This is a genomic window from Microbacterium sp. NPDC012755 (assembly GCF_042901325.1).
Classification (GTDB): Bacteria; Actinomycetota; Actinomycetes; order Actinomycetales; family Microbacteriaceae; genus Microbacterium; species Microbacterium natoriense.
In genome coordinates, this window is record NZ_JBIBCT010000001.1 from 2781730 (window position 1) to 2803669 (window position 21940).

Annotated in this window: 22 protein-coding genes and 1 pseudogene; 15 read left to right on the forward strand and 8 right to left on the reverse strand. The window is 68.4% G+C overall.

Annotated features, from left to right (window positions below; translation table 11 throughout):
• Positions 1-66 precede the first annotated feature (66 nt).
• The 4 genes from ACFY5A_RS12880 to ACFY5A_RS12895 all read left to right on the forward strand — a co-directional run bounded on the left by ACFY5A_RS12880 (position 67) and on the right by ACFY5A_RS12895 (position 2889).
• Positions 67-894 (forward strand): ABC transporter permease, encoded by an 828-nt coding sequence (locus ACFY5A_RS12880; RefSeq protein WP_341942399.1) that lies wholly within the window; start codon positions 67-69, stop codon positions 892-894.
• A gap of 7 nt (positions 895-901) precedes the next feature.
• A complete protein-coding gene (locus tag ACFY5A_RS12885) occupies positions 902-1714 on the forward strand; it encodes an ABC transporter permease (protein WP_223586598.1) in 813 nt (270 codons plus the stop codon).
• A gap of 86 nt (positions 1715-1800) precedes the next feature.
• Complete coding sequence (locus ACFY5A_RS12890) at positions 1801-2169, forward strand: FKBP-type peptidyl-prolyl cis-trans isomerase (RefSeq protein WP_105674561.1); 369 nt, start codon at positions 1801-1803, stop codon at positions 2167-2169.
• Between the two features lie 165 nt (positions 2170-2334).
• Positions 2335-2889 (forward strand): YceI family protein, encoded by a 555-nt coding sequence (locus ACFY5A_RS12895; protein ID WP_387234565.1) that lies wholly within the window; start codon positions 2335-2337, stop codon positions 2887-2889.
• Positions 2890-3083: 194 nt separating this feature from the next.
• Here ACFY5A_RS12895 and ACFY5A_RS12900 read toward each other — a convergent pair whose 3' ends face one another.
• Positions 3084-3977, reverse strand: a complete 894-nt coding sequence (locus tag ACFY5A_RS12900; protein WP_387234568.1) for a DNA-3-methyladenine glycosylase family protein — start codon at positions 3975-3977, stop codon at positions 3084-3086.
• 58 nt (positions 3978-4035) lie between these two features.
• Positions 4036-5327 (reverse strand): annotated as a pseudogene (locus ACFY5A_RS12905) (MFS transporter).
• A 186-nt stretch (positions 5328-5513) separates the two neighbouring features.
• Between ACFY5A_RS12905 and rpsO the strand changes: the two are divergent.
• The 3 genes from rpsO to ACFY5A_RS12920 all read left to right on the forward strand — a co-directional run bounded on the left by rpsO (position 5514) and on the right by ACFY5A_RS12920 (position 7161).
• Positions 5514-5783 (forward strand): 30S ribosomal protein S15, encoded by a 270-nt coding sequence (gene rpsO, locus ACFY5A_RS12910; RefSeq protein ID WP_005048780.1) that lies wholly within the window; start codon positions 5514-5516, stop codon positions 5781-5783.
• Positions 5784-5929: 146 nt separating this feature from the next.
• Positions 5930-6841, forward strand: coding sequence for a hypothetical protein (locus ACFY5A_RS12915; protein WP_387234571.1), 912 nt, complete (start codon positions 5930-5932; stop codon positions 6839-6841).
• Positions 6838-7161, forward strand: a complete 324-nt coding sequence (locus ACFY5A_RS12920; protein ID WP_386953052.1) for a transcriptional regulator — start codon at positions 6838-6840, stop codon at positions 7159-7161. Before ACFY5A_RS12915 ends, ACFY5A_RS12920 begins: the two co-directional genes overlap by 4 nt.
• A 154-nt stretch (positions 7162-7315) precedes the next feature.
• Here ACFY5A_RS12920 and ACFY5A_RS12925 read toward each other — a convergent pair whose 3' ends face one another.
• Positions 7316-8320 (reverse strand): isopenicillin N synthase family dioxygenase, encoded by a 1005-nt coding sequence (locus ACFY5A_RS12925; RefSeq protein WP_387234574.1) that lies wholly within the window; start codon positions 8318-8320, stop codon positions 7316-7318.
• 151 nt (positions 8321-8471) lie between these two features.
• Between ACFY5A_RS12925 and efeU the strand changes: the two genes are divergently transcribed.
• The 3 genes from efeU to efeB are packed head-to-tail and all read left to right on the forward strand — an operon-like array spanning position 8472 to position 11984.
• Positions 8472-9416, forward strand: coding sequence for an iron uptake transporter permease EfeU (gene efeU, locus ACFY5A_RS12930; RefSeq protein WP_341942393.1), 945 nt, complete (start codon positions 8472-8474; stop codon positions 9414-9416).
• Complete coding sequence (gene efeO / locus ACFY5A_RS12935; RefSeq protein ID WP_387234577.1) at positions 9413-10645, forward strand: iron uptake system protein EfeO; 1233 nt, start codon at positions 9413-9415, stop codon at positions 10643-10645. The genes efeU and efeO overlap by 4 nt, the downstream gene beginning before the upstream one ends.
• Positions 10646-10670: 25 nt before the next feature.
• Positions 10671-11984: an iron uptake transporter deferrochelatase/peroxidase subunit gene (gene efeB / locus ACFY5A_RS12940; protein WP_387234580.1), complete on the forward strand. Its 1314-nt coding sequence runs from the start codon at positions 10671-10673 to the stop codon at positions 11982-11984.
• Positions 11985-11993: 9 nt separating this feature from the next.
• Here efeB and ACFY5A_RS12945 read toward each other — a convergent pair whose 3' ends face one another.
• Together ACFY5A_RS12945 and ACFY5A_RS12950 are read right to left on the reverse strand one after the other, a co-directional pair.
• A complete protein-coding gene (locus ACFY5A_RS12945; RefSeq protein WP_341942390.1) occupies positions 11994-12431 on the reverse strand; it encodes a VOC family protein in 438 nt (145 codons plus the stop codon).
• 47 nt (positions 12432-12478) lie between these two features.
• Complete coding sequence (locus ACFY5A_RS12950) at positions 12479-13609, reverse strand: acyltransferase family protein (protein WP_387234583.1); 1131 nt, start codon at positions 13607-13609, stop codon at positions 12479-12481.
• Between the two features lie 110 nt (positions 13610-13719).
• On the opposite strand from ACFY5A_RS12950, the gene ACFY5A_RS12955 reads away from it, so the two are divergent.
• The 4 genes from ACFY5A_RS12955 (at position 13720) to ACFY5A_RS12970 (ending at position 17813) form a co-directional block, all read left to right on the forward strand.
• Positions 13720-14946: an LLM class flavin-dependent oxidoreductase gene (locus ACFY5A_RS12955; protein ID WP_387234586.1), complete on the forward strand. Its 1227-nt coding sequence runs from the start codon at positions 13720-13722 to the stop codon at positions 14944-14946.
• A 1-nt stretch (position 14947) separates the two neighbouring features.
• A complete protein-coding gene (locus ACFY5A_RS12960; RefSeq protein WP_105676615.1) occupies positions 14948-15595 on the forward strand; it encodes an FMN reductase in 648 nt (215 codons plus the stop codon).
• Positions 15596-15649: 54 nt separating this feature from the next.
• Entirely contained in the window at positions 15650-17002 is a 1353-nt protein-coding gene (locus ACFY5A_RS12965; RefSeq protein ID WP_387234589.1) for an FAD-binding oxidoreductase, read from the forward strand.
• A gap of 61 nt (positions 17003-17063) precedes the next feature.
• A complete protein-coding gene (locus tag ACFY5A_RS12970; RefSeq protein WP_387234592.1) occupies positions 17064-17813 on the forward strand; it encodes an SDR family oxidoreductase in 750 nt (249 codons plus the stop codon).
• Positions 17814-17945: 132 nt separating this feature from the next.
• On the opposite strand, the gene ACFY5A_RS12975 is transcribed toward ACFY5A_RS12970, so the two are convergent.
• On the reverse strand, positions 17946-18935 hold the full coding sequence (locus ACFY5A_RS12975) for a hypothetical protein (protein ID WP_387234595.1): 990 nt from the start codon (positions 18933-18935) through the stop codon (positions 17946-17948).
• A 75-nt stretch (positions 18936-19010) separates the two neighbouring features.
• Here ACFY5A_RS12975 and ACFY5A_RS12980 point away from each other — a divergent pair, with 75 nt between their 5' ends.
• A complete protein-coding gene (locus ACFY5A_RS12980; RefSeq protein WP_387234598.1) occupies positions 19011-19763 on the forward strand; it encodes a hypothetical protein in 753 nt (250 codons plus the stop codon).
• A gap of 151 nt (positions 19764-19914) precedes the next feature.
• On the opposite strand, the gene ACFY5A_RS12985 is transcribed toward ACFY5A_RS12980, so the two are convergent.
• Together ACFY5A_RS12985 and ACFY5A_RS12990 are read right to left on the reverse strand one after the other, a co-directional pair.
• On the reverse strand, positions 19915-20610 hold the full coding sequence (locus ACFY5A_RS12985; protein WP_341942384.1) for a response regulator: 696 nt from the start codon (positions 20608-20610) through the stop codon (positions 19915-19917).
• Entirely contained in the window at positions 20607-21881 is a 1275-nt protein-coding gene (locus ACFY5A_RS12990; RefSeq protein WP_387234601.1) for an ATP-binding protein, read from the reverse strand. Before ACFY5A_RS12990 ends, ACFY5A_RS12985 begins: the two co-directional genes overlap by 4 nt.
• Positions 21882-21940 lie beyond the last annotated feature (59 nt).

The window sequence follows — 21940 nt, forward strand, 5'->3', positions numbered from 1 at the left end:
CACCGGGGGGCGGAGCCCGTTCGGGCTCCGCCCCACCGCACTCGACTTCTCGAGACAGGAATGACCATGAAGCGACGCGCACGGATCGCGGGGCTGCTCGCCCTGCCGATGGCCTGGCTCATCGGCGTCTACATCTTCTCCCTCGTGATGCTGCTGGTGACCGCCTTCTGGGTGACCGATCCCTTCACCTCGAAGGTGAAGCCGGGTTTCACGCTCGGCAACTTCGAACAGCTCATCGCCAATCCGGCCTATCTCTCGACGTCGTTGCGCACTCTGGGGATCGCCCTCGCCGTCACCGCGGTGTGCATCCTCATCTCCATCCCGCTCGGGATCTTCATGGCGAAGGTGGCTTCGCCATGGCTGCGCGGAGTGCTCGCGGCGTCGATCACGCTGCCGCTGTGGGCGGGCTATCTGGTGAAGGTCCTCGCCATGAGGATCACCTTCACGGAGGACGGGTTCTTCAACTGGCTGGTCGGCCCCGTCGGCGGGCGCGGGCCTGGATTCAGCGCTTTCACCGTGATCCTCACCCTCACCTATCTCTGGCTGCCCTACATGGCCGTGCCCGTGTACACCGCGATCCGACAGCTGCCTCCGAATCTCTTCGACGCGTCGGCCGACCTCGGCGCAGGGTCGTGGCGCACGATCAGGACGGTCGTCCTGCCGCTCATCAAGCCGGCCGTCATCGCCGGCTCGGTCTTCACGTTCTCGCTGAGTCTCGGCGACTATCTCGTCGCCAAGTTCGTCGGGGGGTCGACGCAGATGATCGGAAGCGTGATCGCATCCAACATCAACCTCAACCCGCCCATCGCCGCGGCGTTCTCCCTCGTGCCCATCGCCTTCGTGGTGATCTACCTGGTCGGTGTCCAGCGCACCGGCGCACTGGAAAGGATGTGAGGCAGCCATGCTGAGACTGTCCAGGACCTCCAAGACGATCCTCGGGATCCTCGTCGCCGCGATCCTCGTGTTCATGTACGTGCCGCTGCTGCTCGTGGTGCTGAACTCCTTCAACGGGGCGCGGATCGCGAGTTGGCCGGTGAGCTCCTTCTCCCTGGAGTGGTGGGGCAAGGCCTTCGCGAGCGAACCCGTGCGCGCGGCTCTCCTGAACTCGATCCTGGTCGCGGCGGGAGCCACGGCGATCGCCCTCGTCCTCGGAACGCTCGTCGCCTTCGCGCTGCAGCGGTACTCGTTCTTCGGCCAGCGTGCGGTCAACCTGCTCGTCGTTCTGCCGATCGCGCTGCCCGGCATCGTCACCGGAGTGGCCCTGAGCAACACCTACAACCAGATCCTCGAGCCCATCGGCATCCAGGTCGGCTTCTTCGGGATGATCATCGCTCACGGCACGTTCTGCATCGTGATGGTGTTCAACAACGTGCTCGCCCGCCTGCGCCGGCTGAACCCCGGCATAGAAGAGGCGTCGAGAGACCTGGGGGCGACGCCGTGGCAGACCTTCCGTCTGGTCACCTTCCCGCAGTTCCGCAGCGCCTTCATCGCCGGCGGCATCCTCGCCTTCGCGCTGAGCTTCGACGAGGTCTACGTCACGATCTTCACCGCCCCGCCCGGGGTGGACACCCTTCCGCTGTGGATCATGAACCAGATGGCGAGGCCCAACGAGGCGAACGTCGTGAACGTGGTCGCCACCGTCGTCATCCTCGCCTCGTTCATCCCGGTGTGGGTGTCGCAGCGCCTCGGGAGGGACCTCGCCGACAGGGACTGAGACCTCGTTCGGCGGTCGCCGGAGTGTTCGCTGTGAGCAGGTGCGCTCGCGTTGACCGGGGGTCGGGGCTCGGGTTGGATGGAGTCATGACTGATCGTACGAAGCCTGAGTTCGACGCACCCGCCGGCCCCGCTCCCGCTGAGCTCGTCATCCGCGACATCATCGTGGGCGACGGTGCCGAGGCGAAGCCCGGCGACACCGTGACCGTCCACTACGCCGGCGTCGAGTTCGACTCCGGCGAGGAGTTCGACTCCTCGTGGGGTCGCGGCGAGACCATCCAGTTCCCGCTGCGCGGGCTCATCCAGGGCTGGCAGGACGGCATCCCTGGTATGAAGGTCGGCGGACGCCGTGAGCTGGTCATCCCTCCGCACCTGGCCTACGGCCCGGTCGGCGGCGGGCACTTCCTCTCCGGCAAGACCCTGATCTTCATCATCGATCTGGTCGCCGTCGGCTGATCCGCACTTCTGCGCAAGGCGTCTCGCTCCCTCGGGGGCGGGGCGCCTTCGTCATTTCGAAGAAGAATCTTCATTCACGGGAATACATGTCTGTGAATGCAAGTTGCACCACTCTGACGCCGCGCACGCGGCCGGACTTTTCGTCAGATCCTCAGAGGAGACACCATGACCAGCATCGACATCCCCGGCTACCGCTCCGGCACCTGGGTGCTCGACCCCGCGCACAGCGAGGTCACCTTCAGCGTCCGTCACATGATGATCTCGAAGGTGCGCGGCACGTTCGGCATCAAGTCCGCGACGCTCGTCGCTCCGGAGAACCCGCTCGACGCCAAGGTCACCGCCAGCGTCGACGTCTCCTCGATCGACACCAAGGATGAGGGCCGCGACGCCCACCTCCGCTCCGCCGACTTCTTCGACACCGAGAACTTCCCGACCATGGAGTTCGTGTCGACCGGCACCCGCGTGGAGGACGGCGACTTCTTCGTGGACGGTGACCTCACCATCCGTGGCGTCTCGAAGCCCGTGAGCTTCGCGTTCGACTTCGGCGGCTTCGGCTCCGACCCGTGGGGTTCGTACAAGGCAGGCGCCTCTGCGACCACCGTCATCAACCGCGAGGACTTCGGCCTCACCTGGAACGCCGCCCTCGAGACCGGTGGGGTGCTCGTCGGCAAGGACATCACGATCAACCTCGACCTCCAGGGTGCCCTGCAGCAGGACTGATCGATCCCGCACCCGCATCCCCGACGGCGGGCGTCGATACTCTCGGCGCCCGCCGTCGGCGTATCCGGAGTCCGGGGTGTGTCGGATGCCTGCAGACCGGCTCTGGGCCGCCAGCCGCCGGCGGTCAGAAATCAGCCGCCAGCCGCAAGAAGTCAGCCGCAAGAAGTCAGCCGTCGGCGGTCAGCAGTCGGCCGTCAACCTTCGGCCGGGGAAGCGAGACGCGAACCGACGGCTCGCAGCGACACCGCCGCCCATGTGCGGAAGGGCCTCCAGGCCTCGGAGATGCGCGCGAGCTCGCCATCGCTCGGCGTGTGGTCGAGGCCGTACAGGCTCTGGACGGCGGCCCGCGAGTGGTCCTCCTGAGTCGAGAGGACATCGGTCAGCCCGCACGCGCGGATGACGATGAGCGCGCCGTAGAAGGGGCCGATGCCGGGCAGCCGCTGCACATCGGAGATGGCCTCAGCGGGGTCCATGGCGGTGAGGCGCGCCACGTCGAGCAGGCCCTCCTGCGCAGCGCGGGCGATCGCGTGCAGCCGCGGGATGCGGTCGGCAGGCAGCCCCGGCACCGCATCGAGGGCGAGCAGCTGATGCGGCAGGGGAAGGGCGGCTTCCGTGCGGCCGGCGAGTTCGAAAGCGGCGCCGTGCGCGAGTGAGAGCCGCTGGCGGAGGCCGATGCCCTGGCGTCGCGAGCGTCGAGCAGAGAGCGTCGCCCACACCGCCGCCTCGTACGGACTGTAGAAGTTCGACGGACGGAAGCCGGGAGCCTCGGCGTGCACTCGCGTGAGGACCGGATCCGCCGCGCAGACCGCGGACCACGCGTCTCCGTCCTGATCGGCGGACACGACGCGCGCGACCTGAGCGGAGATCGCTCCGAGATCTCCGTCGCCGTGCACGGTGAGCGTGAGCGCGCCCTCGGTCTGGCGCACCTCGACGCCGACCTGCGTGTCGAGCGCGTCCGTGCAGAAGGCCAGGCGCATCACGCCGTCGAAGGACGATTCGTCGCGGTGTCCGAAACCCATGAGTGCGACCTCGCGGAGGTCATAAGGCCCGGTGAGCGGCAGCGTGGCCGTGCGGATGGAGGTGCTCATGCCCACACACTGCACCCGACCTCCGACATCGCTGCGGTCGGCCGTCAGAACCCAGGGCTCAGGGCTCAGGGCTCTCCGCGTCGTAGGCGCGGAAGCGCGGATTCCTCCGGGCCAGCAGCGCCACGAGGGCGATCACGATGAACCCGCCCAGCAATGGCGGGAACCACAGCGCCGTGAAGGTGGCGAGGGTGCCGGCGTACAGCGCGCCCACCCGAGGCCCGCCCGCGACGACGATGATGAACACCCCTTGAGGCGTCCTCTCATGGTGTCGGGCACGGCGGCCTGCATCATCGTGTTGCGGTAGATCGAGCTCACGTTGTCGGAGGCTCCTGAGAGGGCGAGCGCGACGCAGGCGGCCACGATGAGGGGAATGCTCGGAGATCTCCCGGTGGCCGAGCCGGTGAGGGCGCCGATGAGCAGGACCAGGCCGAACAGGGCGATCGCGGCTCCGTACGCCTCGACGGCTCTCGCGATGCCGCGTCCGTGCCACCGGTACTGCACGACGCGGCCGGAGAGCAGACTCGATCCGAAGGTGCCGACGGCGACGGCCGCGGTGAGCAGGCCGGTGGTGACGGCGCCTCCGCCGAGGATCACCGTGCCCAGCGCGGGGAAGAGCACGAGCGGCTGCCCGAAGGTCATCGCGACGATGTCGAGGATGTACTGCATCCGGATGTTCCCGGCCCTGCGGAGGAAGCGCCAGCCGTCCTTGAGAGACTCGAGGCCCGGCCGCACGGTCTCGCCCTCGGGGCGCAGCGCCGGGAGCGTCCACAGCCCGAGGAACATCGACAGCATGAGCACGACGTCGATCGAGTACGTCCAGCCGTATCCGGTCAGGGCGACGAGGATGCCGGCCAGCGCTGGCCCCGCCATGACGGTGAGCCCGAACGCGACGCCGTTCAGCGCGGATGCCGCCGCGAGCTGATCTCTCGGGATCAGGCGGGGCACGATCGCGGTGCGGGTGGCCATGCCCACCGAGTTCGCGGCGGAGTTGATCATGCTGAGCGCGTAGAGCCACCAGATCGTCTCCATGCCGGTCCAGGTGAGCGCGGCGAGGAGTGCCGTCGAGGCGAACGTCACGGTGGCGGCGATCAACGCGACGAGACGGCGGTCGAAGGCGTCGGCGAGCATGCCGCCGTACAGGCCCGCGAGGATCATCGGCACGAGCCCCGCCACCGCGATCATCGACACGGCGAAGGTGCTGTGCGTGAGGGAGAACACGTGCAGCATCACGGTGACGATGGTGAGCTGCCCGCCGATGCCGGTGAGGGTGGATCCGATCCACATCCTGGCGAACGCCGGGCTCCGCCGCAGCGGGGTCAGATCGATGAGATGGCCGCGCGTCGCGCTCACTGTTCTTCTCGGTCCTGCACCCTCCGAGCGTATCCGAGGGGCGGGGGAGCGGGCGCCGCGCATGGTCGCCCGCAGGTGCGGATGGCTGGTAGACTCTTCAGGTTGCCGTTTGATCGGCCGCGGATAAAGAGAGCTCGCACATCAGGTGCCGGGCACCGCGCAACAAGCAGAGAGGGGATCGAATCTATGGCACTGGAAGCAGACGTCAAGAAGGCGATCATCGAAGAGTACGCGACGCACCCCGGTGACACCGGATCCCCCGAGGTGCAGGTCGCAATGCTGACGCAGCGCATCAAGGACCTCACCGAGCACCTCAAGGAGCACAAGCACGACCACCACTCGCGTCGTGGCCTGTTCCTGCTCGTCGGTCAGCGCCGCCGTCTCCTGGGTTACCTCCAGGACATCGACATCAACCGTTACCGCTCGCTCATCGAGCGTCTCGGACTGCGTCGATAAGGCATTGAGCCCAGCGTTCAATCGCGCAGAACATTCTTGAGAAGGCCGCCCACGGTGTGGGCGGCCTTCGTCATGTCCAGGTTGACGACCCGGCTTCTTTCCCGTAGGAAAGTAAGAAGCTTTCCCGATGGAAACCGGGGGTCATCATGGAACAGAAGCCGATCGACGGTGCCGCACCGCTCGCGCCGCCGTCCGCCGATGTCGCGCGCCAGTACCTCGATGAGGTGGAGGAGGTGCACCGTCGTCGCGACGAACGCGTCGACCGGCGTGCGTCGTCGTGGCAGGCCATTCTCAGCGGCATCGCCGTCGCCGTCCTCATCACCGCCCTGCTGCTGGTCAATCGCGCGGACGCGACGTCGACGCAGCCGTTCATCTTCCTGGTCATCATCACGGGCCAGATCAGCGCAGGGTTCGCCGAGCGCGCGGGCGTGCAGTGGCGAGCGGTCGGCGCGAGGTCGTGGTCGGTCGTAGCGGTGGTCGCCTACGGCGCAGCGATGGTCGCGTTCTTCCTGCTGATCTTCATCGACGCGCAGAACCGCCCGCTGTGGATGACCTTCATCCCCGGCCTCGCCATTCTTCTGGGGTTCGGCGGTTACGGCGCTGCCCTGCTGTGGCGCGAGCGAGGTCAGGAACGGCGACCCGCGAGACCGCGGGAGCCGTTGCCGGGCCAGACTCGAGCCGCCACCGCGGGCCTCGGCATCCTGATCGGCATCGCCGCGCTGTCGATCGGGATCGAGAACGCGCTGCTCGGTTCGATCGTCGGCATCCTCGTGATGATGGCCGTGGTCGTGTGGCTGTTCCTCTGGACGACGGATGCCGGCCCGCAAGCGCTCGGACGGTACTGGCGGTGGCCTCAGATCGCGGCCTACCTGTCGAGCATGGGCGTGGTCACCTGGCTCGCGCTCCAGCGTGCGTACTCCGACGCCGTGACCCTGCCGTCGGCCCTGGGAGCGGCCGCAACAGCCGCAGCGCTGCTGTGCATCGCTGCGTGCCTGCCCGCGCCGGTCGCCGCGCCGGACACGACGGCCGAGGCCGAGGCCCCTTCGGAGGGGAGATGACCGACCGTGACGCCCACCCGCGGACACGTCTCGACGACAACTTCGCCTCGCCCATCAGGTTCTCCCTGATGGCTTCGCTCGGAGAAGGCGTCGAACTCGACTTCGCCACGCTCGCCGACATCCTCCAGGCGAACGACTCCGCCCTCAGCAAGGCGATCTCGCACCTGCAGGCCGCCGGTTACGTGCGAGCACGCAAGGGGAGCGCGGGAAGCCGGCCTCGCACCTGGGTGCGCTCCACTCCGGCAGGAATGAGTGCCTTCTCCGGGCATCTGCGCGCGCTGCGCGAGATCGTCGAGCTCGGCGGGCACGTCGGATTCTGACGTCTCTCGGGAGTTCGCCGCGGCGACGGGCGACCTCGGCGGGGATGCCGACGGCGGGCACGTTGCACGGTGCCGACTCCGCTCGCTCGTCTGTGGAGGCCGGCCGAGCCTTGCAAGGGGGCGGCAGGATCGACGAAACCGAACCGCCGTCGGGTCAGGCGGTCGCCGCCACCAGGTCCGCGTGGTGGATCGCCGCCACGTCGGGGTGCGCGCGCAGCCGGGACTTCAGCGCGTTCTCTCCGTAGAGCGCGTGGATGGGGTTGCTCGGGTCCTCGGTGACCCCGGTCGCCTCGGCCGCGAGGTCGGCGGGCAGCTCGATGAGCGGCAGTCGCTTGTCCAGTGCGGGGTTGAAGAAGAACGGGATCGAGATGCGCTCGTCCGGCGCCTGCGGGGAGACGACGCGGTGATTCGTGGCCTTCAGATAGCCGCCGGTCGCGTACTCGAGCAGCTCGCCGATGTTCACGACGAAGGCGCCGGGCACGGGAGGTGCGTCGACCCACGATCCGTCCCGCTCGACCTGGAGGCCGCCCTTGCCCGGCTCGACCCAGAGCAGGGTCAGCACGCCGGAGTCCTTGTGCGCGCCGACGCCCTGCTGGGGCTCGGGCTCGTGGGTGCCGGGGTAGCGGACGATCTTGATGAGAGTGGAGGGCTCGCCGAAGTGCTCGTCGAAGTACGACTCCTCGGCGCCCAGGGCCTGCGCCCAGGCGCGCAGCAGCCTGCGGGCGACATCGGAGAGGGTCTCGTGCCACTCTCCGACGACGTCGCGGAGCTCCGGCTGGGCGTCGGGCCACAGGTTCGGTCCGATCAGTCGGTTGAAGGCGGGGCCGTCGTCGACCGCCGGGCGCTCGGGGCCGATGTCGATCTGCTCGCGCCAGTCGACCTTCCCCTGCGTGCGCTCTCCGCCGATGCGGGTGTAGCCGCGGAAGTGCGGGCTGTTCACGTTCTCGATCGCGAGCTTGTCGTCCTCCGGCAGGGCGAAGAAGTCGAGGGCGGCGCGGTGGAGCCGGGCTTCGAGGTCCGACGAGACGCCGGTGCCGGTGAGGTAGAAGAAGCCGACGTCGTGGGTCGCCTTCCGCAGGTCGTCGCGGAACCGTGCGGCCGCCTCCGGGCCTGCATCGAGCTGGGAGAGGTCGAGGATCGGGAGCGAGAGTTCAGCCATGTCCCGAGAGTAGATCGGCTGTGGGGCACCGGCGTCGAGTGTTTCAGAGCATTACCGAGCGTGACGGCATTCGAGCGGATGATGCGCAGGTGCTAAAGTCTCATCGGTAAGGGATGCCTTACCTTCGTCCGTATCGAGAGAGTCTCCACCCGTGCTCGCCAGCTTTCTGATCGGCCTTCGTGAGGGCCTCGAAGCCGCGCTCGTCGTCGGCATCCTCGTCGCCTACCTCCGCAGGCTCGGCAGGAAGGATGCGCTGCCGCGGCTGTGGGCCGGCATCGGACTGGCCATCGCCCTCGCACTGGGCATCGGCGCGGTGCTCACCTTCGGCGCGTACTCGCTGACTTTCGAGGCGCAGGAGCTCATCGGCGGGCTGCTGTCGCTGCTGGCAGTCGGAATGGTCACCTGGATGATCTTCTGGATGCAGAAGGCCGGGCGCACCATGAAGGCCTCCCTGGAGGGTGGCCTGGACAGGGCGCTCACCCAGGGCGGGTTGTGGGCGCTCATCGCGATCGGCTTCGTGTCTGTTGCGCGCGAGGGCATCGAGACCACCTTGCTGCTGTGGTCGATGCTGCAGGTCTTCGGTGACGCGCCCTCCGCTCTTCTCGGAGCGCTCCTCGGCCTCGGCACCGCCGTGGTGATCGGCTGGTTCCTCGCACGGGGCGCGGTGAAGCTCGACCTCCGCCGGTTCTTCACGTGGACGAGCGGGTTCCTCGTCGTTGTGGCTGCGGGCGTCCTCGCGTATGCGATCATGGACCTCCAGGAGGCGGGTGCGCTCCCTGGGCCGTCTTCCGCCCTGGCGCCCATCGACCCGGTCACCGGTTCCGTCGCCGTCGGCTGGGCCGCCTTCCCGTTCGGATGGGCCTTCGACGTCAGTGCCGTCATCGCCCCGGGCCAGCCCTTGTCGACCATTCTCCAGGCGACCGTGGGCTTCATGCCGCGCATGACCTGGCTTCAGGTCGTGGCGTGGGCGGTCTACATCCTCGTCGTCGGATTCTTCTTCCTCCGCGGTCTTCGCGGCCGCAGGACCGCTCGGGCAGCGGTCGCGCGGGTCGAGAACGCCGCGACCCCTTCACTCACACAGCAAGGAGCAGCATGACCACCTCTCGCCGGATCCTCGGTGCCCTCGCCGCCGCAGGCGCGGCTGCGCTCGTCCTGAGCGGCTGCGTCGCCAAGGCCGACGTCGCCGCTGGCGCCTCGTTCGATGTCTCCTCGACCGACAGCGCGTGCGACGTCTCTGGTGCCACCGCGAAGAGCGGCACGCTGGTCTTCGACGTCAAGAACACCAGCGGCCAGACCAGCGAGTTCTACCTGCTGGCCGAGGACGGCCTCCGGATCGTCGGAGAGGTCGAGAACATCGCCCCCGCCGCGTCGCGCACCCTCACGGTCGTCGCGCAGCCCGGCACCTACTACACGCTTTGCAAGCCCGGCATGATCGGCGACGGCGTCGGCAAGTCCGAGTTCACGGTCACCGGTGACCGCGTCGCCGTCACCGGTGAGGACGCCGAGCAGAAGCAGAAGGCCGTCGACCTCTACGCGGCCTTCGTGAAGGATCAGGTCGGGCAGCTCGTCCCCGCGGTCGACGCCCTCGTGGCCGCGTACGAGTCGGGCGACGACGAGACCGCGCGCACGCTCTTCCCGCAGACCCGCGCGTTCTACGAGCGCATCGAGCCGGTGGCCGAGGCTCTGGGCGACCTCGACCCGAGGATCGACTACCGCGAGGTCGACGCCGTCGCCGAAGGGCTCGACTGGACGGGATTCCACCGCATCGAGAAGGACCTCTGGGTGCCCGCGCAGGACGCGCTGAACGCCGACGGAGAGACTCCCGCCTGGCAGGACTGGGCGCCGTCCACTCCCGAGGAGCGCGCCGGATACGGTGATCAGCTGATCGCCGACACCCAGGAGCTGTACGACTACGTGCACTCGAAGGACTTCACCACGGCGCTCGACGACCAGGGCATCGGCGGCATCTCGAACGGCGCGATCGCGCTGCTCGACGAGGTCGCGACCGGCAAGATCTCCGGCGAGGAGGACTGGTGGTCCGGCACCGACCTCTACGACTTCGCCGCCAACGTCGAGGGGTCCAAGATGGCCTTCTCGCTCGTGCAGGACTTCGCCGAGGCGCAGGGCGCCGAGGGTAAGAAGCTCGTGGGTGAGATCGAGGACGGCTATGCGGCCCTCGAGGCGGCGCTCGCGAAGCACGGCTCTCTCACCGACGGCTTCGTGAACTACTCGCAGCTCACGGAGGACGACAAGCGCGAGTTCACCGACCTGATCAACGCGCTGGCGGAGCCGCTGTCCCAGCTCACCGGCACGGTCCTCGACTGACTCGCAGAACAGGTACGATCCCGAGGTGAGCGAAAGCACGACGGATGCCGCTGTCCCCGCGTCGGATGACGATGCGGGGGCCGCGGCATCCGATTCTCCGGGTCTGAGCAGGCGTGGGCTGCTGGGGTTGGCCCTCGGCGGAGGCGTGGCCGGACTCGCCGTCGGCGTCGGCGGGGGACTGGCCGGAGGCGTCGCGCTCGGGCGGGCGAGGGCGGATGCCGACGCGAAGAGCGTCTACGACTTCTTCGGCGCGCACCAGGCGGGCATCACCACCCCAGTGCAGGAGCACCTTCACTTCGCCTCCTTCGACATGATGCCGCGCACAGACCGCGGCGATCTGATCTCGCTGCTGCAGGACTGGTCGTACGCGGCCTCTCGCATCACGCAGGGTCTCGAGGTGAGCGCGACCGGAGCGGTGGGCGGCGACGCCGAGCAGCCGCCGGACGACACCGGCGAGGCGCAGGGGCTTCCCGCGTCCGGGCTCACGATCACGATAGGCTTCGGGCCGACCCTCTTCGAGAGCGAGGACGGCGATCGGTACGGCATCGCGGCGCTGCGCCCTGAGGGGCTGGAGCGTCTTCCCGCCTTCCTCGGCGACGACCTCGACCCCGCGCACTCGCACGGAGACCTGTGCATCCAGGCGTGCGCCGACGACCCGCAGGTGGCCGTGCACGCCATCCGGAACCTGAGCCGGATCGCGTTCGGGCGCGCCCGCCTCCGATGGTCGCAACTGGGCTTCGGCAAGACCTCGCGCACCACATCGGCCGGCGCGACTCCGCGCAACCTCTTCGGGTTCAAGGACGGCACGGCGAACATCCTCGCCGACGATGCGAAGGCGCTGGAGGAGAACGTCTGGGTGCCTGCGTCCGCCGAGCCCGCCTGGATGGCCGGCGGCTCCTATCTCGTCGCGCGCAAGATCGCGATGCTCATCGAGACGTGGGACCGTGTGCGGCTCAGCGAGCAGGACACGATCATCGGTCGGGAGAAGGGCAGCGGCGCTCCGCTGTCGGGTGGCGACGAGTTCACCGAGCCGGCGTTCTCGGGGTCGGCGATCGACCGGAACTCGCACGTGCGGCTCGCGCACCCCGACCAGAACGACGGCATCCGCATCCTGCGCCGCGGGTTCAACTACGTCGACGGGAACAACGCGCTCGGACGCCTGGACGCCGGACTGTTCTTCCTCTCGTACCAGCGCGACCCGCAGCAGTTCATCACCCTGCAGAAGCGCCTCTCGACCGACCTGATGAACGAGTACATCCGCCACGTCGGATCGGGGATCTGGGCGATCCCCGGCGGCGCCGCAGCGGGCTCGTACGTCGGCGCCGAGCTGTTCGCCTGAGGCTCGGCCTCAGCTCTTCGTCAGATCCTGCGCGAGCATGACCAGGATGCCGCTCGGACCCCGCAGATACGTGAGCCGGTAGACGCCCTGGTAGTCCGCGACGCCGCGCAGCGGGACGCATCCGTGCGTCGCCGCCGTCTCCAGGGCCGCGTCGATGTCGTCGACGGAGAAGGCGACGCGGTGCATGCCGATCTCGTGGGGGAGTGTCGGGTGGGTCTCGATGGCATCGGGGTGGATGTACTCGAACAGCTCGAGGCGGCCGTTGCCGTCCGGCGTCTGGAGCATGGCGATCTTCGCGTGGTTGCCGTCGAGGCCGACCGCGGTGTCGGCCCACTCGCCGCTCACGGTGTCCCGTCCGATGACCGTCAGGCCGAGGTCGGTGAAGAAGGCGATGGCTTCGTCGAGGTCCCTCACAGCGATCCCGACGTTCTCCAGAGTGATGGGCATGGGGGCATGCTAACCGCTGTCCCCGACATGCTCCAGAGCGATCGTCGCTACCGTGGTCGCCGGGAGCCGGTCGGGTCGCTGCGGTGCCCCTCGCGGGTGGCGAGCTGCGGATCGGCGAACAGCCAGGCAGGGCGCGGCTCGACCAGGGGCCGGAACAGGCGCCGCACGGGCTTCGTGGCGAGCACGAGAGCGACGAGGATCGACGAGACGGTCACGAGCGGGAGCCAGAGCCATGTCGGCTCGAGATCGCGGAGGATGCCGGACTCGCGGAAGGGGTACAGCACGAACGAGTGCAGCAGGAACACGTACATCGTGTACTGGCCGAACGAGGTCCACCAGTAGGTCCCCCGCGGGATGAGGGTGAAGAAGGCGGCGCTGAGGAGCACCGCGACCACCATCAGGGCGATCCGCGCCCCGCCTGCCCACCACTGCTCTCCGCCGAGATCGGCGTACGAGTCCTCGTAGAACAGCCAGTGCCGCAGGTCGATCTTCTCCCACACGTCGAGCCAGAACCACGCCGCGAACCCGGCTCCCGCCAGGAGAGCGACGGCGATGATCCGAGACCACCACGGCCGGTGTGCCAGAAGCTGGAAGCGCGAGACGATGTCGCGCTCCCGGAGCCACCAGCCGAGAGTGAAGAAGGGCAGCAGGCCGAGCGTGCGTGAGAGCGAGAAGGTGCTGTCGATGTTCGGCAGGTAGCCGACGCCGATCGAGATGACGATCGTCCACAGCAGCGGCCAGCGCAGCAGGGCGAGGTAGGGGAGCACCAGTCGGAAGATGCCGAGGGCCAGCAGAAACCACAGCGTCCACGACGGCTTGGTGAGGTTGGGGTTCGCCTGCCCCTCGACGAGCCACTTCGTGAGGGTCCAGACGAGCTCGAAGATGACGTACGGCACCAGGATGTCGGTGATGACGCGGGCCATCTGGACCCTGGTCGGCGATCCCGACTTCGAGAAGTACCCCGAGATGATCGCGAAGGCCGGCATGTGGAACGCGTAGAGCGCCAGGTAGAAGGCGAGCGCGATGTCGGAGTCGTAGATGAGACGCTGGATGGCATGGCCGAGCACGACCAGCACGATGCAGATGTAGCGCGCGTTGTCCCAGAACGGCACGCGGCGTCGAGGCCTGGGAACGGCCCCCGTGACGGGGCCTGTCGCATCCGCTCCGGCGCTGTTCATCCTCCGAGGCTACCCCCGGGAATAAAGTTGGTGCGGTCGCGTTGACTCAGATACATTCAAATGAATAGAAACGGATGCCGAGTCGTCCGCTTCGGAGAGCACGGAGAATCATGAGCGAGCAGTCAGGCGCACAGGCGATGCAGTTCGGCATCATGTCGGTCAGCGACATCACCCGCGACCCCACCACCGGCGTCACGCCCAGCGAGCAGGAGCGGATCGCGGCCACGACGACGATCGCCAAGCACGCGGAGGAGGTCGGCCTCGACGTCTTCGCGATCGGCGAGCACCACAATCCGCCGTTCTGGTCGTCCAGCCCCACCACGTTCCTCGCCGCGCTCGCGGCGCAGACCGAGCGTCTCATCGTGTCCACGTCGACGACGCTCATCACCACGAACGACCCCGTGCGCATCGCCGAGGAGTACGCGATGCTGCAGCACGTGTCCGGCGGACGCATGGACCTCATGCTCGGCCGAGGCAACACCGGTCCCGTGTACCCCTGGTTCGGGCAGGACATCCGTCAGGGCCTTCCTCTGGCGATCGAGAACTACGCTCTGCTGCACAAGCTGTGGCGCGAGGACGTCGTCGACTGGGAGGGCAAGTTCCGCACGCCGCTGCAGGGCTTCACCTCGACGCCGCGCCCGCTGGACGGCATCGCCCCCTTCGTGTGGCACGGCTCCATCCGCACCCCGGAGATCGCCGAGCAGGCCGCGTACTACGGCGACGGCTTCTTCGCGAACAACATCTTCTGGCCCAAGGAGCACTATCAGCGCCTGATCGAGCTGTACCGCCAGCGCTACGCGCACTACGGACACGGCACACCCGAGCAGGCGATCGTCGGGCTCGGCGGCCAGGTGTTCATGGCGGCGAAGTCGCAGGACGCGGTGACCCAGTTCCGCCCGTACTTCGACAACGCCCCCGTGTACGGCCACGGCCCGAGCCTCGAGGACTTCAGCGAGATGACCCCGCTCACGGTCGGCTCGCCGCAGCAGGTGATCGACCGCTACGCCGCGATGCGCGAGCACTACGGCGACTACCAGCGGCAGCTCTTCCTCATCGACCACGCGGGGCTGCCGCTGAAGACCGTGCTCGAGCAGCTCGACATCCTCGGCTCCGAAGTCGTCCCTGTGCTCCGCAGGGAGCTCGCGAAGGACCGCCCGGATTCGGTTCCCGACGCCCCGACCCACGCCGCGCGCGTCACGGCGGTGTACGGCGACGGCCCGACCCGCCAGGCGCGCCCCGGTGCGAACCGCGGCGACAACCTCACCGGCGACTCGCCCTATCAGGACACGCCGGCACCCGCCGGCTCGGCGTTCGGCCTCGGCCGGAAGGAGGCGTGAGATGACCACCACGCGTCGCATCGCCGTCGTCTCGGCCGGGCTCTCCAACCCCTCGTCCACGCGGATGCTGGCGGATCGCCTCGCCGCCGAGACCGTGAAGGCGCTCGCCGCTCATGACATCGAGGCGAGCATCGACGTGATCGAGCTGCGCGACTACGCGCACGACATCACGAACAACATGCTCACGGGCTTCGCCCCGCCGGCGCTGGAGACCGCGATCAACACGGTCGTGTCCGCCGACGCGCTGATCGCCGTGACGCCGATCTTCTCGACGAGCTACTCGGGTCTGTTCAAGTCGTTCATCGACGTGCTCGATCCCGATTCGCTGACCGGGAAGCCGGTCCTGATCGGCGCGAACGCGGGGACGGCGCGGCACTCCCTCGCGATCGACTACGCGATCCGTCCGCTGTTCGCCTACCTCCACGCGGATGCCGTCTCCACCGGCGTGTTCGCCGCCTCCAGTGACTGGGGCGGTGCGGGTGACGACGTCGCCCCGCTCGCCAAGCGCGTGGAGAAGGGCGCACGTGAGCTCGCAGATGCGGTCGCCGCTCGGGACACAGCCGAGGCGGCCGACCCGTTCGACCCCGCGACCTACCTGGGCGAAGGGCGTTCCTTCGGCCACATGCTGGGCGGTCTCGCGGGGGAGTGAGCGGCAGGGGCAGGCGCCGTCGACAATGTCCGTGGGGCATCGTACGGTGGCGTCATGCCCCTTACCTCTGCACTCGAGTCCGTCCGCGCCGGCGTGAACGGCGCGCTCGTCCTGCCGTCCGATGACGGCTTCGACGCCCAGCGCCGTCCGTGGAACCTGGCGGTCGAGCAGCGGCCGGAAGGCGTGGCCGCGCCGGCCGATGTCGCCGATCTGCGGGCTCTGCTGCGCATGGCCGAAGACACCGGCGTGCGCCTCGCGGTGCAGCCGAGCGGGCACGGCGCGTCCGGAGACCTCGCGGGCACTGTGATCGTCCGGATGGGCGCGTTCGACGCGCTCGACGTCGATCTCGACGCCGGCATCGTCCGCGTGGGAAGCGGAGTTCGATGGGGAGCCGTCGTCGATGCCCTGGAGGGCACCGGCTGGTCGGCGCCCGCAGGCACGAGCCCCGTCGTCACGGTCGCGGGCTACACGCTCGGTGGAGGCCATTCCTGGTTCAGTCGAACGGCAGGCCTGGGATCCGACGGTCTCCGTGCGGCGTGGATCCTGCGGTCGGACGGCACGCACGGGCGCGTCGACGACGACAGCGACCCCGACCTGATGTGGGCGCTGCGCGGCGCGGGCGGCATCGTCGGGATCGTCACGGCGCTCGAGATCGACCTCGTCCGCACCCCTGACCTGTGGGGCAGCGGGCTGACCTTCGACGTCGCGGATGCCGCGGCAGTCATGCGAGCGGTGCGCGACCTCGCCGCGACCGCGCCCTCCTCGCTCAACGTCTTCATGAACTCGATGCGGATGCCCGATGCTCCGCAGCTGCCGGAGGAGATCCGCGGGCGCAGCTTCCTCACCGTGCAGGCGCTGTCCACCGATGGCGCCGCAGAGGGGCTGATCGACGGCATCCGCCGTGCGGGCACGGTACGCAGAGAGGTGTCCGGTCCGACGTCGCCCGCCGCTCTCGCTGCGGGGTCGAACGAACCGACAGATCCCACGCCTGGCCGGGGCGCCTCCGCGGCGCTCACGGACCTCGACGACAGCACGATCGACGAGCTGCTGGCCTTCCGCGAGCTGCCGGAGCAGTGGCCCATCATCGGCATCGACATCCGGATGCTCGGAGGGGCTCTCGCGCGTCCTCGTCGGTCCGGACTGGCCTCGCTCGAATCGGCTGGCTGGCTGCTTCACGCGCTCTCGCCGCTGTTCCCGGGCGCGCCGAGGGAGCCGGGAGATGCCAGCATCGCGGGGTTCCGCGACCTTCTCGCTCCGGTCGCCGCGGGGCGCACGATCCCGACGTTCCTCACCCCGGGGCAGACGCTCGACCGCTGCGCCACACCGGCGGAGATCGAGCGCCTCAGAGCACTTCGTGCCGAGGTCGATCCGAACGGACTCCTGTACGAAGGGCGGCTGCCCCGCTGATGTCGCCCGCTCTCGGGGTAGCGTCGTAACCGACACACCCACCAGCTTCGGATGGAGAGCTATGGAGATCGCAGTCGCAGGCGGAACAGGTATCGCAGGAACCGAGGTCGTGAAGATCGCTCAGCAGCGTGGTCACCGAGTCCGCGTCCTCACCCGTGGCAACGGCGTCGATGTGCGCTCCGGGGCCGGACTCGAGGAGGCGCTGTCCGGCGCGGACGCCGTGATCGACGTGCTCAGCACCTCGACGCAGAGCGCCCGTGCGGCCACCGAGTTCTTCACCGAGACCTCCTCGCACCTCCTCGCGGCAGGACACCGTTCCGGGGTGGGACACCATCTCGCGCTGTCGATCGTCGGCGTCGATCGGGCGCCCCACGGCTATTACGCCGGAAAGCTCGCTCAGGAGCAGACGGTCCGCTCTGGGCAGGTGCCGTGGACGATCCAGAGAGCGACGCAGTTCCACGACTTCGCCGCGCAGACCTACCGCAATGCGGCAGTCGGGCCGCTGCATCTCGCCCTGAGGATGCGCACGCAGCCGATCGCGATCGTGGAGGTCGCGACGCGGCTCGTCGACCTCGCCGAGGCAGGACCGTCGGAGCGGGCGCGGGACATCGCGGGCCCGCAGGAGGAGCAGCTCGTCGACATGATGCGCTCGTGGGCCGCGCACACAGGCAGGAGCGGCTGGATGCCAGCACTCTCCCTCCCCGGGGCCTTCGGGCGTGCGATCCGCGACGGCAGCATCCTCCCGGGTGCGGATGCCGACCTCGGCACCGTGACCTTCGCCGACTGGCTCAACGCGCAGCCCCGAGGCTGACGGCGACGCACGGGGGCCACGCGAGTGAGCGCTTCGCCGTGACGCTCAGCCTGCCCAGAGAAGTTCCAGACAGCACGACGCGTCGTGGGCAGCAGGCGTTGCCGCCCTGCCACACGCCGGCCGTTCACGACGTCATGAGGAAGCAACCGTTTCAGGAGGATGACGGATATCACCCGCCAACGTGTCGGCGAACAGCATCATCGCATCCATCTCGGTGAGGAAATGATGGCCAGCGGGCAGCCCGTCGAGAACCATCACCGTCTCCTCCACGCGAAGACGCGGCGCCATCCTCGCTGAGAGTACTGCGACATCTGCCGCAAGACATACGGTGCTGTCGATTCCACGCCAGACTCGCACGACGTCGAGTCCCGCATCGACCCGTTCCAGCGACGATGCGAGGCTCTTTCTCATGCCCAGCGCTGAAGCGAGCGCGTACTTGCCCTGATGGCGGAATCGCTTGAGTCGTCTATCAACTGCTGCGGCGTGCGAACCGCTCTTCTCGAACGGTAACGTCGGCGGCCATCCGCGCTGCGCGTTCACGGCCACGTACTGATCGCGCCGCGATTCCTCTATCGTCCGAAGGAGTTTTCCTTGCCGAAGGAGCCCACGCCATCCCCTGTCCACGCAGTTCGTCGGCTCGACGAGTGTGAGCGAGCGGCATGGAATCAGTCCGGCGATCGCAGCACTGAACTGCGCGCCGAGGGATTCTCCCACCAGATGAAGCTCAGTTGGCAGACCTCCGAGCACATCGTCTATGGCAGACAACTGAAGGGAGGCCGCGGGGCGGTAGTCGCCACCGATCTGCGCGAGCAGCACATCGGCACGAACCGAGGATGCGCTGGCACTGACCGGGTCTGCCTCGTCCAAGGTGATGCCCGGAGACTCCACACCCACCACGGTGCGGTTCGTTCTCGCGGCAAGAATCTCCATGCGGTCCAGGGCCAGTCGATCGATTCGATAGTCGTACGGCATCGGGAACACGATCGCAGATGCTCGTTCCGGCGCCTTCGGACTCGTCACCGACACGTTGAATCCATGGCGTGATGCAGGAATCCAGCGGGTGACGGTGCTGCGCGCCTCAATGCTGGGTCGCGGGCGGGGCAGGCTGCGGACTGTTCGCATGCCAGTAGTATTCTCCATGCGAGACCGCGCCACCCGTGGTTTCGCCGCGAACAAGGCAGCCGAAGGGCGGGGATTTTGATCGAGGACGACACGGTCGGCGGGACGGATGCGTTCGACGACCGGAACAAGAACTCCATTCAGTTTTGGCAGCGTGAAGCGCACTACTACCAGGTTCGCGCCGGCGGCCAGGGAGCAGCGGCAATCAGGCTCGTCTCGCTCGCGGGACTTGTCGTCGGCGCCGCCGCGGCCCTCGCCTCGAGGGGGCAGAGCACACCTTTCCTGTGGGGAATGCTCATCGTTCCCGTCGTCATACTGCTCATCTTTGCGGTCATCGTCCGGCACTTTCACGAGATGAACATCTTGCGGGCATACTTCGCCTACGCCGAGTTTCAGCTGCGCAATCTCACGTCGAGCAACCCCTTGTACGAGGCCTGGATCCCCTGGGACGCCTACGTGAGAAAGCTGCCCCGCGACGCGCCCCTGATCGTTCCATCGGAGTCGGGCCATAGACGACGGCACCAGCTGATCGTCGGTGCTCACCACGACGCGCCCGTTCTCATCACCATCGTTTGGGCGGTGTCGGTTCTTCTGATCGGGGGCGTCGGGGTTGTGGCGCTCCCTTGGTGGATTCTCACGCAGCTGGCCGCGCCGGACGGAGTGACCCTGTTGGTCGTGGGTTTCGCACTGCTCCTGTTGGTCGCCGCGATTCTCGCGATGACCATGGAGAATCCTCGCCACGAACGTCAGATGCGCGATGTTCTGGCATCACGAGAGCTTCAGAGTCTCCTGAACGCAGGTGGGCGTGATGGAAGTGCAGACAGCGCCTAGGGCGTTTCTCCCGCGTGGTCGGTGAAGAATCGAACGATGCAGGCTTCCGTCGCAAGGCGACCGGGAGAAGCGGAAAGCGGTGGCGCCCAGTAGGTTCCGGCGACCCGACAAGATCTCCGAGCGGGCAGTGGTGCGAGCGGGATGTTGGTGTTCAGCCGATGTCGGGCCGGTTCCGGCTCCACGCGTACTCGGTCTCCGGGCGCCCGCGCGTTCCGTAGCGCGCGGCCTTGGCGACGACGCCCTCCGCGACGAGGTGTTCGAGGTAGCGCCGCGTGGCGACGCGCGACATTCCCAGGGCGTCTGCGGCCTCGGTCGCCGACAGCGGGCCGGTCGAACGCAGGATCGTGGCGACACGGTCGAGGGTGCCGCCGGACAGCCCCTTCGGGAGCGCGATTCTGCCCGTCGTCCGCCCAAGCAGGGCGTCGATCTCCGCCTGGGTCGCCTCCCCGTCGGTCGTCCGGGCCTGATCGCGATGCTCCCGGTACGCGGTGAGGCGTTCGGCGAACACCGCGAACGGGAAGGGCTTGACCAGGTACTGGAACACCCCGAGCGCGGCCATCTGCCGCACGGTCTCCGCGTCGCGTACGGCGGTGATGGCGATCACATCGATCGCGGCGGCACGAGCGCGGAGCGTGCGCAGCACATCCAGACCCGTGCCGTCCGGCATCGTGATGTCCAGAAGCACGAGATCGAACGCGCGCTCGGGCGGCTGATCGAGCACCGCGGCGAGGGCCGCACGGGCTCCGGTGCACTCGCCGCCGACGACGAAACCCTCCAGGCGCTCCACGTAGGTGCGATGCAGTTCGAGCGTCAGGGCGTCGTCGTCGACGATCAGCGTACGGATCACGACCTTCTCCTGCCTGCGGCGGGGAGCGTGACGCGGAAGGTCGTCGGATCGTCGAGGATCTCCACGGTGCCCCCGGCATCCGTCACGACCGAGCGGACGAGAGCGAGTCCGACGCCGCGCCCCTGGGCGTCGGCGGGCTTCGTGGAGAAGCCGTGCTCGAAGATCCTCTCCCTGATCTCGGTCGGCACTCCTGCGCCGCTGTCGGCGACGTCGAGCAGGATCCCACCGGCGTCGGACGTGCTCAGCGACACCTCGACCCATCGGTCTTCCGCCGCGGAGGCCGCGTCCATCGCGTTGTCGATGAGGTTGCCGAGCACGGACACGCTGTCCACGGTCGACAGGGGCGACCGCGGGGCCTCCGGTTCGATGTGCACCCTCCAGTCGATGCCGCGCTCCTTCGCCTGCGAGGCCTTGCCGAGCAGGAGTGCGCCCACCGCCGGGTCCCCGTGGCGGCGTGCCGTGACCTGGTCGACCAGCGACTGACTCTGCCGGGAGGTCTCGGTGAGGATGTCGATCGCCTCGCCGGTGCGCCCCAGCTCCAGCAGTGCGACAGCGGTGTGCATCCGGTTTCCGTGTTCGTGCGTCTGCGCCCGCAGCGCCTCGCCCAGGGTGCGGATCGACTCGTACGATGACACGGCGTCGCGGACCGTGCCCGGCGGCAGGTCACCGGCGATGCGCCGGGTGAAGCGCCGGGCCGCCCAGGCTCCGAGCGCACCGATCGCCACGAGCAGAAGGGTGATCGCCAGCGACAGCGGAAGGCGCCGCACGAGCGTCTCGGAGATCGTCTCTGTCGTCACCCCCGCGGAGACCCAGCCCCTCAGCACGCCGTCGGCGTCGATCACGGGGACGATCGTCCGGACCGAAGGGCCGAGCGTGCCGGTGAAGGTCTCGGTGAGCGGGGCCGGCTGCTCGGGGATCGTGCCGAGATAGCGTCCGCCGATCTGCGACAGGTCGGGATGGGTGATGCGGATGCCGTCGGTCGTCATGATCGTCACGAAGTCCAGCCCGGCGGAATCGATGACGGAGAGCGCATACGGCTCGAGGGCGGCGGTCGCCGCGTCGGCATCGTCGTCTCGGAGGGCGCTCGACACCGCACCGGATGCGGCGATCGCCGCCGCGGTGGCCCCGGTCACGCGCTCGGCCTCCGCCTGCACGGCGCGCTGCGTCTCCGCCACGAGGAACCCGGCGACGAGGATGCCGATCACCGCCGCGGCCGAGATGAGGACGAGGAAGACGCGGGTGGCGGCGCTGAGCGTGCGGCGCTGCGTCATCGGCATCCTCCGGTCCTCGTCGGCCTGGTCGTGACCAATACGACCACAAATGGCGCCCG

Coding starts and splice junctions, on each gene's coding strand:
- ACFY5A_RS12880 (WP_341942399.1), top strand. CDS start 67: ATGAAGCGACGCGCACGGATCGCGGGGCTGCTCGCCCTGCCGATGGCC.
- ACFY5A_RS12885 (WP_223586598.1), top strand. CDS start 902: ATGCTGAGACTGTCCAGGACCTCCAAGACGATCCTCGGGATCCTCGTC.
- ACFY5A_RS12890 (WP_105674561.1), top strand. CDS start 1,801: ATGACTGATCGTACGAAGCCTGAGTTCGACGCACCCGCCGGCCCCGCT.
- ACFY5A_RS12895 (WP_387234565.1), top strand. CDS start 2,335: ATGACCAGCATCGACATCCCCGGCTACCGCTCCGGCACCTGGGTGCTC.
- ACFY5A_RS12900 (WP_387234568.1), bottom strand. CDS start 3,977: ATGAGCACCTCCATCCGCACGGCCACGCTGCCGCTCACCGGGCCTTAT.
- rpsO (WP_005048780.1), top strand. CDS start 5,514: ATGGCACTGGAAGCAGACGTCAAGAAGGCGATCATCGAAGAGTACGCG.
- ACFY5A_RS12915 (WP_387234571.1), top strand. CDS start 5,930: ATGGAACAGAAGCCGATCGACGGTGCCGCACCGCTCGCGCCGCCGTCC.
- ACFY5A_RS12920 (WP_386953052.1), top strand. CDS start 6,838: ATGACCGACCGTGACGCCCACCCGCGGACACGTCTCGACGACAACTTC.
- ACFY5A_RS12925 (WP_387234574.1), bottom strand. CDS start 8,320: ATGGCTGAACTCTCGCTCCCGATCCTCGACCTCTCCCAGCTCGATGCA.
- efeO (WP_387234577.1), top strand. CDS start 9,413: ATGACCACCTCTCGCCGGATCCTCGGTGCCCTCGCCGCCGCAGGCGCG.
- ACFY5A_RS12945 (WP_341942390.1), bottom strand. CDS start 12,431: ATGCCCATCACTCTGGAGAACGTCGGGATCGCTGTGAGGGACCTCGAC.
- ACFY5A_RS12950 (WP_387234583.1), bottom strand. CDS start 13,609: ATGAACAGCGCCGGAGCGGATGCGACAGGCCCCGTCACGGGGGCCGTT.
- ACFY5A_RS12955 (WP_387234586.1), top strand. CDS start 13,720: ATGAGCGAGCAGTCAGGCGCACAGGCGATGCAGTTCGGCATCATGTCG.
- ACFY5A_RS12960 (WP_105676615.1), top strand. CDS start 14,948: ATGACCACCACGCGTCGCATCGCCGTCGTCTCGGCCGGGCTCTCCAAC.
- ACFY5A_RS12965 (WP_387234589.1), top strand. CDS start 15,650: ATGCCCCTTACCTCTGCACTCGAGTCCGTCCGCGCCGGCGTGAACGGC.
- ACFY5A_RS12970 (WP_387234592.1), top strand. CDS start 17,064: ATGGAGATCGCAGTCGCAGGCGGAACAGGTATCGCAGGAACCGAGGTC.
- ACFY5A_RS12975 (WP_387234595.1), bottom strand. CDS start 18,935: ATGCGAACAGTCCGCAGCCTGCCCCGCCCGCGACCCAGCATTGAGGCG.
- ACFY5A_RS12990 (WP_387234601.1), bottom strand. CDS start 21,881: ATGACGCAGCGCCGCACGCTCAGCGCCGCCACCCGCGTCTTCCTCGTC.